We start from the raw sequence: 12,077 nt of genomic DNA, 5'->3' as shown, positions 1-12,077 counted from the left end.
AGGTTTTTCTCTTCAACCGGACCGGCTGTTTGTGTGAAGTGATTCACATCCGCCGTGTCGATGGAGGCGCATTATAGGGATCCCATTTTTTAGCACAAGTGTTTTTTGGATCTTTTTTGCTGAATGCTTGTTTTTCACCCCTTTCGCTACATTCCTGCGCAATTTGGCTGATTTTTGATAGCTAAATCACTTGCGTAGTCTCGGTAATCCAACCAAAGTCTTCTTTACTGCTCTATTTTCGTTGAGGTGAACATGTCTGATGTATTACGTCCTTATAAGGATCTTTTCCCACAGATCGGAAAACGCGTGATGATCGACGCCAGCAGTGTTGTGATTGGTGATACGCGTTTAGCTGATGACGTCGGAATTTGGCCGCTGGTTGCGATTCGTGGCGATGTAAACTTTGTGCAAATTGGCGCCCGTACGAACATTCAGGATGGCAGCGTTTTGCATGTCACGCATAAATCCACATCAAATCCGCAGGGTAATCCATTGATCGTGGGTGAAGATGTGACGGTCGGTCATAAAGTCATGTTGCACGGCTGCATCATTGGCAACCGCGTATTAGTCGGTATGGGATCGATTTTACTGGACGGTGTGGTGGTAGAAGACGACGTTATGATTGGGGCTGGAAGCCTGGTTCCGCAAAATAAACGCCTGGAGAGTGGGTATCTGTATCTGGGAAGCCCGGTTAAACAGATCCGTCCATTAAGCGATGAAGAGAAGGCAGGCTTACAATACTCTGCTAATAACTATGTTAAATGGAAAGATGAGTATTTAAATCACAGTAACCAAACCCAACCCTGAGAGTCTTCCTGCTGGTCCTGGATCAATGCTTCGGCCTCTTCTTCCAGGTCCCAGCGATGCTGTTGAAATATTTCCAACCACTGCTCAGGCGTAGAGCCACCAAAGCGGGACGCCAACTTCTCTCCTGATATGGCACATGTTAACTGCATACCATGGACCATCGCCGGAAAAACAACAGCACTAATATCTACCTGCCATTTCTCTCGATCGGGAAACTGGATCGCCTGATTCATGCCGACAATTCCTGTTGCAGGCTTTTTATGACAGGCTCAACCTGTGGCAAAACGCCATGCCAGAGTAAAACTGCATGCGCAGCCTGCCCCACCAGCATCCCCAAACCATCGGCATAATGTTTCGCCCCATGCGAAGCACACCAGTAAAGAAACGGTGTGTTCCCTTTCTGATAAAACATGTCATAACAATAGACAGAAGGGTGGATAAGAGATGTTGGAATGGCCGGTATCTCACCGCTTATTCCGCTGGATGTGGCGTTGATGATCAAATCAAAACTGCAATTATCAAGGTCGTTCATTCCCACCGCCTGCACGCTGCCGGTGTGGGAGAATATTTGTGCCAGTTCTTCAGCACGGGAAGGTGTACGGTTAACGATGGTCACCGCACAATCCATAGAAAGAAGAGGTAGTAATACACCACGGGATGCGCCGCCTGCACCAATCAACAGAACTCGCGAACCGGGACGAATAAAAGATAAACGCTCGAGATCGCTTAATAAGCCGATACCATCCGTGTTATCTCCCAGTAAACGTCCATCCTCCAACCGCTTAAGAGTATTGACCGCTCCTACAAGCGATGCCCGCTCCGTGAGCTCATCGGCACGTGCAAACGCTTCTTCTTTAAAAGGCACGGTGACATTTGCCCCCTTCCCACCCCCAGCAAAAAAAGCGTTCAGCGTATTCACAAAATCATTGATGGGTGCCAGTACACGCCCATAGGAATGATCAATCTTCAACTGCTTTGCAAATTGCTGATGAATAAAGGGCGATCTACTGTGCGCTATCGGATTACCAAAAACAGCATAGGCTTCTTTCATATTACCCCTGTCGAAACTGTTCACCCGTCAGAGCATCACGGATCTCCGAAGGATTCAAACGACCTCCAGTCCCCCCCTCAACCACAGGAAAGTCTGTACCAAACTGCGCGCGAACTTCTTCAACTGTTCTGCAAGGCGGCAGGCCACTCAAATTAGCACTGGTAGAGACTAATGGTTTGCCATAGGCCTGGCAGAGTGCAACCACCAGCGGATGATCGGTGACACGCACGGCCAGCGAGTCAAAACGACCAGTCAACCAACGAGGCGTAGTCGCGGGCGCCGGGAAAACGAAAGTAACAGGTCCAGGCCAGCGGGCGAAAACAGCCTCACGTTGGGCCTCGGTTAGCATACTATCGTCGATATAGGGTTTAAGCTGGTCAAAGTTTGCTGCAATCAAAATTAAGCCTTTATCGACTGGGCGTTGTTTTAACTCCAACAGACGGGTGACAGCCGTTTCGCTGTCAGGATCGCAGCCGACACCAAATACAGCTTCTGTTGGATAGGCGATGACTCTTTCTTGTTTCAGAACCTCTATCGCATCAGCGATAAGTTCTGCGGGCAGGTTATTATTCACTTTTTTAATCCGCCGAAATCGGCTTTCCACATTGTTTACTGGCACAGAAATGCTTCACACCCTGCGCGGTTTTCTTTTCGATGAGCAGTGGATAATGACACTCGGGACACTCCCCAGCTAACGGTTTGAAGTTGATGACAAACTGGCACTCCGGATAGCGCTCGCAGGAATAAAAGGTTTTGCCATAACGGGAACGCCGCTGAACAAGATGGCCAGTCTGGCATTGAGGACAGGTTATTGCTGTTTCATCAGGCTTGTCGATAAGTTCAGTATGTTCACACGCAGGATAATCACTGCATCCAATGAACATTCCGAATCTTCCCTGTCTCAGCACCAGTTCTGCGCCACATGCAGGGCAAAGCTTACCCTCCAGAACTTTGACAATATGTCCGTCCGCAGAAGATTTCAGCGGACGGATGTAATCGCATTCTGGATAGTGTGAACAACCGAGAAACGGACCGTGTTTCCCGGAACGAATAACCAGTTCAGCCCCGCATTGTGGGCAGGGCTCATTTTTACGCACCGTGAACAGTGCTGATTTAGCCATAACAACTCATACTGAATGAAAATTGATTAATGCAGCATACCTTCATTCACTTCAAAGAGTAATTCTTCCATTTGCTGATAGGCATTTTCACAACCTGGAATGTTGAATAGCACCATCAGGATCACCCACTTCAGGTCTTCCAGATCGAACTCTGCCGTATCCAGTGCGAGGACGCGTTCAATTACCATCTCTCGCGTTTCGAGGTTTAGCACCTGAATCTGCTCCAGGAATAGCAGGAACCCTCGACAGCTTGCATCTAGTCGATCGCACTCTTCTGCCGTGTAAATACGTACAGAAAGAGGATCGGATGCCAGCTGCATAGGCTCAGCAAGACCATCCTGATAATCAGCAAGCTTTTCCAGCCAAAGTAACGCGTTGTAAATGTCTTCACGATCAAAACCAGCGTCGGTAAGATCCCGTTCCAGTTTGTCCTGATCCACACGCAGCTCAGCTTCGTTATGGATATATGTCTCAAACAAATACATTAGTACGTCGAACATGGCATGCCCTCCTCAATCGGACATAGCCGCCGGGTACAGCTGCGATCCATCCTGCTAACTCCAGTTCGAGCAGTTGAGCTACTACCTCTGGCACAGGTTGGCCGGCACGTTCAGCGACGACGTCAACAGGTGTTACCTCATCTCCTACGTTAGCCAGGAGCTCAGGAAATGGCAATGCCACCTCTTCGTGATCTGGCGAATAAATTGATTTTTCAGGTTCATCTGGCAACCATGGCAGCCCATATTGCAAATTTTCCAGAATTTCTTCTGGGGCCGTCACAAGCGTAGCTCCCTGCTGAATAAGCCAATGTGGACCTTCACTTCCCGGGCTCCCAATCGCTCCCGGCAGAGCAAAAACCTCCCGCCCTTGTTCCAGCGCGCAACGCGCAGTGACCAGTGACCCGCTACGCTGCGCAGCTTCAACAACCAGGACTCCCTTACTTAGACCGCTGATAATACGATTTCGTCTGGGAAAATTGCGCGGCAAAGGGAGCGCATCCAGTGGGAACTCAGACACCAGTGCGCCTCCAGACTCAATCAGTCGCTCAGCAAGATGGACATGCTGTCGTGGATGAATGGTCTCAAGCCCATTTCCCAACACCGCAATACTTGTGCCCTGGCGGTTTATCGCAGCCTTGTGCGCCACACCATCAATCCCCCGGGCCAGACCACTGGTGATCGTCACACCACATGCTGCAAGCTTTTCACAAAACAATCGCCCCCATCGTTCGCCATACCAGGAGTGTTGTCGGCTACCGACAACGGCAACCTGAAATGAGGGGAGGCATGCGGGATTTCCTGCGACAAAAAGCATCCCAGGATAATCCACAATCGCACGGAGCTGTGGGGGATAATGCTCACTGTCGGCAACCACAAAATGATGGTTGGGCTGCTCAAGCCAACGCAACGTTTTTTCCAGCGTCTGCTGTGAAAAAGTTAAAAACCGTCTGACCTGGCGGGGAGAGAATCCAGCATGATGAAGTACCGTATTATTAATACACGGTTGAGTATTGAGCCAATGCGCAATGCGCACCATCTCATCACCATATAGTTCATTCACTTGCGCTAAACGTAGCCAAATTTCGATTTGGGTCATCCCTGCTCCCCCCTGCCACAAGCAGTCCTGGCAATCTTTGCGATTGGTCACTGATGCTGTCAATCAGAGGGGGTTTTGTCTAGAATAGAGGTAATAATCTTTTCAACTCCTGAACACAACTCTGGATAACTATGTCAGTTTTGCAAGTGTTACATATTCCGGACGAGCGCCTTCGCAAAGTCGCAAAACCGGTTGAAGAAGTGAATGCAGAAATTCAGCGTATCGTTGATGATATGTTCGAAACGATGTACGCCGAAGAAGGTATCGGCCTGGCAGCAACGCAAGTCGATATTCATCAGCGCATCATCGTTATTGATGTCTCTGAAAACCGCGACGAGCAGTTGGTACTCATTAACCCAGAGCTGCTGGAAAAAGACGGCGAAACCGGCATTGAAGAGGGTTGCCTGTCGATTCCTGAACAGCGTGCGTTAGTACCGCGTGCTGAGAAAGTAAAAATTCGCGCGCTCGATCGCAACGGTAAATCTTTTGAACTGGAAGCCGATGGCCTGCTGGCTATCTGTATTCAACATGAAATGGATCACCTGGTCGGTAAACTGTTTATCGATTATCTGTCTCCGTTGAAGCAACAACGCATTCGTCAGAAAGTTGAAAAACTCGACCGCCTGAACGCCCGAGCTTAAGGACAAGAATCAACGTGTCAGACTCACTACGTATTATTTTTGCGGGTACACCTGACTTTGCAGCGCGTCATCTCGACGCGCTGTTGTCTTCTGGACACAACGTCGTTGGCGTGTTTACCCAACCGGACCGCCCGGCGGGACGCGGTAAAAAGCTGATGCCCAGCCCGGTAAAAGTGCTGGCGGAAGAAAAAGGGATACCGGTTTTCCAACCCGTCTCTCTTCGCCCTCAGGAAAACCAGCAGCTGGTTGCTGATTTATGCGCAGACGTGATGGTGGTGGTGGCATATGGCCTGATTCTGCCAAAAGCCGTACTGGAAATGCCACGTCTGGGTTGTATCAACGTTCACGGTTCCCTACTTCCACGCTGGCGTGGCGCAGCACCAATTCAACGCTCACTATGGGCAGGTGACGCAGAAACCGGTGTGACCATCATGCAGATGGATGTTGGCCTCGACACCGGAGATATGCTGCTTAAGCTTTCCTGCCCAATTACGGCGGAAGATACCAGCGGTTCGCTATACAATAAGCTGGCAGATTTAGGGCCGCAGGGGTTGATTGAAACGCTAAAACAGCTGGCAGCTGGTACGATAAAACCGGTTGTACAAGATGAATCTCTGGTTACACATGCAGAAAAACTCAGCAAAGAAGAAGCCCGTATCGACTGGTCGCTTTCAGCCGCTCAGTTGGAACGCTGCATTCGTGCCTTTAACCCGTGGCCAATGAGTTGGCTAGAAATCGACGGTCAGCCGGTGAAAGTCTGGCAAGCTTCGGTCATTGCTGTAAACACCCAGGCTGCGCCAGGTACCATTCTGGAGGCAACAAAGCAGGGTATCCAGATCGCAACGGGCGACGGCATCCTGAACCTCCTCTCTTTGCAGCCTGCCGGTAAAAAAGCCATGAGTGCGCAGGATCTGCTTAATTCACGCCGGGAATGGTTTGTACCCGGTAATCGTCTGTTCTGACGGTTCATCTCTTTAAGCCCGGTGTTTCCGGGCATTTTTATTTTTGCGCTTATGAAAAAACATCTTAATTTACGCAGTATGGCGGCCCAGGCCGTCGAACAGGTTGTCGAAAAAGGACAGTCATTAAGCAACGTACTGCCTGCCATGCAGCAAAAAGTTGCTGATAAAGACAAAGCGTTGTTGCAGGAACTTTGCTTCGGCGTATTGCGCACTCTCTCCCAACTGGAGTGGATGATCCAGCAGTTGATGGAACGTCCAATGACGGGCAAACAGCGCACCGTTCACTATCTGATCATGGTGGGCTTCTACCAACTGCTGCATACCCGTATTCCACCGCATGCTGCACTGGCAGAGACCGTAGAAGGCGCGGTCGTTATTAAGCGCCCGCAGTTAAAAGGGCTGATCAACGGCGTGTTGCGCCAGTTTCAACGCCGCCAGGATGAACTGTTGGCCGAGTTCGCACAAAGCGATTTACGTTTCTTACACCCCTCCTGGCTGGTGAAACGTATTAAGGCCGCTTATCCGCAGCAGTGGGAAGCCATTCTTGAAGCTAATAACCAACGGCCGCCAATGTGGCTGCGTGTCAATCGTAACCACCATACGCGCGATGCCTGGCTGGACCTGCTTAGCGAAGCGAGATTAACCGGCTTCCCGCATCCGGCGTATCCGGATGCAGTGCGTCTGGAAACGCCGGCTCCTGTGCACGCCCTGCCTGGTTTTGACGAAGGCTGGGTAACCGTTCAGGATGCTTCCGCTCAAGGATGCATGACCTATCTGTTGCCGGAAGACGGTGAACAGATCCTCGACCTGTGCTGCGCGCCGGGCGGGAAAACCACTCACATTCTGGAAGTTGCTCCTCACGCTAACGTAATGGCCGTCGATGTCGATGAAAAACGTTTATCACGCGTTTACGACAATCTGAAACGTCTGGGCATGAAGGCAACCGTAAAGCAGGGTGATGGCCGCTATCCACAGCAGTGGTGCGGTGAACAACAGTTTGATCGTATTTTGCTGGATGCTCCGTGTTCTGCCACAGGCGTTATTCGTCGCCATCCGGATATCAAGTGGCTCCGCCGCGACCGGGATATTGTCGAACTTGCGCAGTTGCAGGCCGAGATCCTGAATGCCACCTGGTTACACCTTAAACCCGGCGGCACGCTGGTTTATGCAACGTGCTCTATCCTGCCGGAAGAAAACCAGCAGCAAATTGCCGCCTTCCTTGCTCGTAATCCGGATGCGGTATTAAGCGAAACCGGTACGCCGGAAAAACCTGGACGTCAGAATTTACCAGGTGCGGAAGATGGCGATGGCTTCTTTTACGCTAAGCTAATCAAAAGTGATGAGATAACGGGTCGCGACTGATGAAAATTATCATTCTGGGCGCAGGGCAAGTTGGCGGTACGCTGGCTGAAAACCTGGTCGGAGAGAACAACGATATCACGGTAGTCGATACCAATGGTGAACGCCTGCGCAGCTTGCAGGACAAGTTTGATCTCCGCGTCGTACAAGGGCACGGTTCACATCCTCGCGTTCTGCGTGAAGCCGGCGCCGACGATGCCGATATGCTGGTTGCCGTAACCAGCTCAGATGAAACAAATATGGTTGCCTGTCAGGTAGCTTATTCACTGTTTAATACGCCTAATCGCATCGCCCGTATTCGTTCACCGGATTACGTTCGTGATGCGGACAAGCTATTCCAATCCGATGCCGTGCCTATCGACCACCTGATTGCGCCTGAGCAACTGGTTATCGATAGCATTTATCGACTGATTGAATATCCGGGTGCATTACAGGTAGTAAATTTTGCCGAAGGGAAAGTCAGCCTTGCGGTCGTGAAAGCCTATTACGGCGGGCCGCTAATCGGCAATGCGCTATCAACAATGCGTGAACATATGCCACACATTGATACCCGCGTGGCGGCGATTTTCCGTCATGATCGGCCGATCCGTCCGCAAGGTTCTACCATTGTTGAAGCAGGTGATGAAGTCTTCTTTATTGCAGCATCACAGCATATTCGCGCCGTAATGAGCGAATTGCAGCGACTGGAAAAGCCTTACAAACGCATTATGTTAGTGGGTGGTGGTAATATCGGTGCTGGTCTGGCACATCGTCTGGAAAAAGATTACAGCGTCAAACTGATCGAACGTAATCAACAGCGAGCATCCGAGCTTGCGGAGAAACTGCAAAATACGATCGTCTTCTTTGGAGATGCTTCGGATCAAGAGCTGCTGGCGGAAGAACATATCGATCAGGTTGATCTGTTCATCGCGGTCACCAACGACGATGAAGCTAACATCATGTCAGCGATGCTTGCCAAACGGATGGGGGCCAAGAAAGTGATGGTGTTGATCCAACGCAGAGCGTACGTCGATCTGGTGCAGGGCAGCGTGATCGATATTGCGATTTCGCCGCAGCAGGCAACTATCTCTGCGCTGCTCAGTCACGTGCGTAAAGCTGATATAGTTGGTGTTTCTTCACTACGCCGCGGTGTCGCGGAAGCTATTGAAGCTGTCGCACACGGTGATGAAACAACATCGCGGGTTGTAGGTCGCTCAATTGATGAGATAAAACTTCCACCCGGAACCATTATTGGCGCCGTCGTGCGTGGCAACGATGTGATGATTGCCAACGATAACCTGCGTATTGAACAGGGCGATCACGTAATTATGTTCCTGACAGATAAAAAGTTTATTACCGACGTCGAGCGGTTATTCCAGCCAAGTCCTTTCTTCTTGTAATAATTTGGGCGCGAATACCGCGCCCTTTTTATTTCCCTTTATTTATCAGGGTCTAATAAATTTTCCTTTGAGCAATACATAAATGGAAATTGCCTAAACATTTGTTAAACTTATAAACGTCAGCTGCATAGGGAGAATAAAATGAGCATTATTAAAGAATTTCGCGAATTCGCGATGCGCGGGAATGTTGTCGATTTGGCAGTGGGTGTCATTATTGGTGCGGCATTTGGTAAGATCGTTTCATCACTGGTTGCTGATATCATCATGCCGCCGCTTGGGTTGTTAATTGGTGGCATCGATTTTAAACAGTTTGCTTTAACGCTACGTGATGCACAGGGAGATATCCCAGCGGTTGTCATGCATTACGGTGTATTTATTCAGAACGTCTTTGATTTCATTATTGTTGCGTTTGCTATTTTTATGGCAATCAAGCTAATCAACAAACTGAACCGTAAAAAAGCGGAAGAGCCGGCAGCACCGCCTGCTCCATCGAAAGAAGAAGTATTGCTGAGTGAAATTCGTGACCTGCTGAAAGAACAAAATAATCGTTCTTAAGCACTCACTGAAACCAGAAGGCCAGTGGTAAAAAAGTGATTCACTTTCTTGCCACTGGCCTCCCAGTTACCCCGATTACCATGTTTACCTTTACGCAGATAACTTCCTTTCCCTTTCTTATTTTTCTCAATGCGCTGTCTGAACAGTGGGTCATGCAGAAGCGCCTCAATGGCGTTGTCCTTTATCTGCCCTTTGGTGTGCTGATAACGACTCATATTATCTCCAGTTTGTAATAGTTTACGCCGCGAGTGTAGACCTGGTCGTTCAATAAATCAACAACCTGATGTAGTTCCGCTGGCGCCTTGCTCAAGAGCTTCAAGGATAGAGCAGTAAACGCTGCTGTGCGCCTTGCCACAACATGCATCATTCAATCGCTGAAGCGATCGTTGCATCGCCTGAAGCTCCGCTATTCGCGCTTCAACCTCCTGCAATCTTTCCTGGACGATCCCTTTTGATTCCTGACAGGTATGGTGTTCAGGATCGATTCGGATCGAAAGTAGCTCGCGGATCGATTCCAGAGTGAAACCAAGTTGACGGGCATAACGAATAAACTTCAGACGCTGAAGATCGCTTTCCGTATAGAGGCGAAACCCACCTTCTGTACGTATTTCATGTTCCATCATCTGCTGCTTTTCATAGTAGCGGATGGTATCAGGCGTTACGTCAGCCAGTTTCGCTAATTCACCAATACGGTACATGCTCTCTCCGCTATTCGTCGTTGACCTTATGTAGCAGCTTATCTGCGTATTCACCGTGTAAAAACTCAGTGCTAAGTCCAGCCTGTTGAAGTTTAAGTTCCAGTAGTGACAGTCTTCGGCTCACCTCCTGATAACCAGGATCATCTTTGCGGATCCCTGTGAGTAATTCAAGCAGCTGTATTGCCTCTCTGCGCTGCTCAAGCTCAGGAGGAAGACAGCCTGCATTTTTTAATAAACGGAATCCAGCTCGCAGTTCCAGTGGAACATGGGAATCGTCATCAAGAACCAACGGCTTACCTGTACCAGGTAAACGGTCAAACTCACCTTTAGACTGTGCATCAATAATATGCCGCTCTGCCCACTGGTCCAGTAACCACATACAACACTCCAGGGGATGAACAAAAAGAGTACTGATATTGTAGATAAGCGGGGATATGACGGATATAAAAAAACCCGCCGAAGCGGGTTTTTTTACGTTACTACAGATTACTCTGCAGCAGCTTCTGTTTTCTCTGAACGATCAACCAGCTCGATGTATGCCATCGGCGCGTTGTCGCCTGCACGGAAACCACACTTCAGAATGCGAGTGTAACCACCGGCGCGGCTCGCGAAACGCGGGCCCAGTTCGTTAAACAGTTTTGCCACGATCTCGTTATCACGAGTACGGGCGAATGCCAGACGACGATTAGCTACGCTATCAGTCTTGGCAAGAGTAATCAGCGGCTCAACTACGCGACGCAGCTCTTTCGCTTTCGGCAGAGTCGTCTTGATGATTTCATGACGAACCAGTGAACCTGCCATATTGCGGAACATAGCCTGGCGATGGCTGCTGTTGCGGTTCAGTTGACGACCACTCTTACGATGGCGCATGACCTTATCCTTCTCAGTAAAACCTTAACCTGTGATCCGGTTACTCGTCAGCGATGCTTGCCGGTGGCCAGTTTTCCAGGCGCATGCCCAGAGACAGTCCACGGGAAGCCAGCACGTCTTTAATCTCAGTAAGAGATTTTTTACCAAGGTTAGGCGTCTTAAGAAGCTCAACCTCAGTACGCTGTACCAGATCACCGATATAGTGGATAGCTTCTGCTTTGAGGCAGTTAGCAGAGCGGACAGTCAATTCCAGATCGTCAACAGGGCGCAGCAGGATCGGATCGAATTCTGGTTTCTCTTCTTTAACTTCCGGCTGACGTACATCACGTAAGTCAACGAAAGCTTCAAGTTGTTCAGCCAGAATGGTTGCCGCACGACGAATCGCCTCTTCAGGATCGATTGTGCCGTTGGTTTCCATTTCGATGACCAGCTTGTCCAGGTCGGTACGCTGTTCTACACGCGCTGCTTCAACATTGTAGGCAATACGCTCTACAGGGCTGTAGCATGCGTCGACCAGCAGACGGCCGATTGGGCGCTCATCTTCTTCCGAATGAATTCGGGTAGAAGCCGGCACATAACCACGACCGCGCTGAACTTTGATGCGCATGCTAATAGATGCGTTCTCATCGGTCAGGTGGCAGATCACGTGCTGTGGCTTGACGATTTCGACATCACCATCATGGGTAATGTCGGCTGCAGTCACAGGGCCAATGCCAGATTTATTCAAGGTAAGAATAACGTCATCTTTACCCTGAACTCTCACCGCCAGCCCTTTCAGGTTGAGCAGGATTTCCAGGATATCTTCCTGAACGCCTTCTTTGGTGCTGTACTCATGTAGTACACCATCAATCTCAACCTCGGTCACCGCGCAACCCGGCATCGATGAGAGCAGAATACGGCGCAGTGCGTTACCCAAAGTATGGCCAAAGCCACGCTCTAAAGGCTCAAGGGTCACCTTGGCGTGCGTCGAACTCACTTGCTCGATATCTACCAGGCGCGGTTTTAGAAACTCTGTCACAGAACCCTGCATTGTGTCCT

General features: G+C 49.8%; 17 protein-coding genes. 6 read left to right on the top strand and 11 right to left on the bottom strand.

The window, feature by feature from the left end:
- Window positions 1–252: 252 nt before the first annotated feature.
- Window positions 253–807 (top strand): gamma carbonic anhydrase family protein, encoded by a 555-nt coding sequence (locus tag OGX99_RS06585; protein ID WP_151219973.1) that lies wholly within the window; start codon window positions 253–255, stop codon window positions 805–807.
- Here OGX99_RS06585 and OGX99_RS06580 read toward each other — a convergent pair.
- From OGX99_RS06580 to dprA, 6 genes are read right to left on the bottom strand one after another with little or no spacing between them, the layout of a single operon-like run.
- A complete protein-coding gene (locus tag OGX99_RS06580; RefSeq protein WP_151224108.1) occupies window positions 783–1,040 on the bottom strand; it encodes a DUF1488 family protein in 258 nt (85 codons plus the stop codon). The genes OGX99_RS06585 and OGX99_RS06580 overlap by 25 nt on opposite strands.
- Window positions 1,037–1,858: a shikimate dehydrogenase gene (gene aroE, locus OGX99_RS06575; RefSeq protein ID WP_252839109.1), complete on the bottom strand. Its 822-nt coding sequence runs from the start codon at window positions 1,856–1,858 to the stop codon at window positions 1,037–1,039. Before aroE ends, OGX99_RS06580 begins: the two co-directional genes overlap by 4 nt.
- Before the next feature lies 1 nt (window position 1,859).
- Window positions 1,860–2,432 (bottom strand): L-threonylcarbamoyladenylate synthase type 1 TsaC, encoded by a 573-nt coding sequence (tsaC, locus tag OGX99_RS06570; protein ID WP_151219976.1) that lies wholly within the window; start codon window positions 2,430–2,432, stop codon window positions 1,860–1,862.
- Window positions 2,433–2,436: 4 nt separating this feature from the next.
- Window positions 2,437–2,979, bottom strand: coding sequence for a DNA topoisomerase family protein (locus OGX99_RS06565; RefSeq protein ID WP_151219977.1), 543 nt, complete (start codon window positions 2,977–2,979; stop codon window positions 2,437–2,439).
- Between the two features lie 26 nt (window positions 2,980–3,005).
- Window positions 3,006–3,479 (bottom strand): DUF494 family protein Smg, encoded by a 474-nt coding sequence (gene smg, locus OGX99_RS06560; protein ID WP_005134083.1) that lies wholly within the window; start codon window positions 3,477–3,479, stop codon window positions 3,006–3,008.
- Window positions 3,451–4,575, bottom strand: a complete 1,125-nt coding sequence (gene dprA / locus OGX99_RS06555; protein WP_187260384.1) for a DNA-protecting protein DprA — start codon at window positions 4,573–4,575, stop codon at window positions 3,451–3,453. Before dprA ends, smg begins: the two co-directional genes overlap by 29 nt.
- A gap of 131 nt (window positions 4,576–4,706) precedes the next feature.
- Here dprA and def point away from each other — a divergent pair, with 131 nt between their 5' ends.
- From def to mscL, 5 genes are all read left to right on the top strand, one after another.
- Window positions 4,707–5,216, top strand: a complete 510-nt coding sequence (gene def / locus OGX99_RS06550) for a peptide deformylase (protein ID WP_003031159.1) — start codon at window positions 4,707–4,709, stop codon at window positions 5,214–5,216.
- A 14-nt stretch (window positions 5,217–5,230) separates the two neighbouring features.
- Entirely contained in the window at window positions 5,231–6,178 is a 948-nt protein-coding gene (fmt, locus tag OGX99_RS06545; RefSeq protein WP_151219979.1) for a methionyl-tRNA formyltransferase, read from the top strand.
- A gap of 51 nt (window positions 6,179–6,229) precedes the next feature.
- Window positions 6,230–7,540 carry a 16S rRNA (cytosine(967)-C(5))-methyltransferase RsmB gene (gene rsmB / locus OGX99_RS06540; RefSeq protein ID WP_286543008.1) on the top strand — a complete coding sequence of 437 codons (1,311 nt, stop codon included), beginning with the start codon at window positions 6,230–6,232 and terminating at the stop codon, window positions 7,538–7,540.
- Window positions 7,540–8,916, top strand: coding sequence for a Trk system potassium transporter TrkA (gene trkA, locus OGX99_RS06535; RefSeq protein WP_096890501.1), 1,377 nt, complete (start codon window positions 7,540–7,542; stop codon window positions 8,914–8,916). Before rsmB ends, trkA begins: the two co-directional genes overlap by 1 nt.
- A 141-nt stretch (window positions 8,917–9,057) precedes the next feature.
- The gene (mscL, locus tag OGX99_RS06530; protein ID WP_003031152.1) at window positions 9,058–9,471 is read left to right on the top strand and encodes a large-conductance mechanosensitive channel protein MscL; all 414 of its coding nucleotides are present in this window, start codon (window positions 9,058–9,060) and stop codon (window positions 9,469–9,471) included.
- On the opposite strand, the gene arfA is transcribed toward mscL, so the two are convergent.
- The 5 genes from arfA to OGX99_RS06505 form a co-directional block, all read right to left on the bottom strand.
- Entirely contained in the window at window positions 9,468–9,686 is a 219-nt protein-coding gene (arfA, locus tag OGX99_RS06525; protein WP_151219980.1) for an alternative ribosome-rescue factor ArfA, read from the bottom strand. The genes mscL and arfA overlap by 4 nt on opposite strands.
- Before the next feature lie 57 nt (window positions 9,687–9,743).
- The gene (zntR, locus tag OGX99_RS06520; RefSeq protein ID WP_151219981.1) at window positions 9,744–10,169 is read right to left on the bottom strand and encodes a Zn(2+)-responsive transcriptional regulator; all 426 of its coding nucleotides are present in this window, start codon (window positions 10,167–10,169) and stop codon (window positions 9,744–9,746) included.
- Window positions 10,170–10,179: 10 nt separating this feature from the next.
- Complete coding sequence (locus OGX99_RS06515) at window positions 10,180–10,548, bottom strand: DnaJ family domain-containing protein (RefSeq protein WP_151219982.1); 369 nt, start codon at window positions 10,546–10,548, stop codon at window positions 10,180–10,182.
- Window positions 10,549–10,655: 107 nt separating this feature from the next.
- Complete coding sequence (rplQ, locus tag OGX99_RS06510; RefSeq protein ID WP_001216370.1) at window positions 10,656–11,039, bottom strand: 50S ribosomal protein L17; 384 nt, start codon at window positions 11,037–11,039, stop codon at window positions 10,656–10,658.
- Window positions 11,040–11,079: 40 nt separating this feature from the next.
- Window positions 11,080–12,069: a DNA-directed RNA polymerase subunit alpha gene (locus OGX99_RS06505; protein ID WP_003031139.1), complete on the bottom strand. Its 990-nt coding sequence runs from the start codon at window positions 12,067–12,069 to the stop codon at window positions 11,080–11,082.
- Window positions 12,070–12,077: the final 8 nt, after the last annotated feature.

This window comes from Citrobacter sp. Cu096 (genome assembly GCF_030332285.1).
Classification (GTDB): domain Bacteria; phylum Pseudomonadota; class Gammaproteobacteria; order Enterobacterales; family Enterobacteriaceae; genus Citrobacter; species Citrobacter meridianamericanus.
The sequence above is the reverse complement of the archived record's forward strand: the minus strand, read 5'-3'. Positions and strand labels throughout refer to the sequence as shown.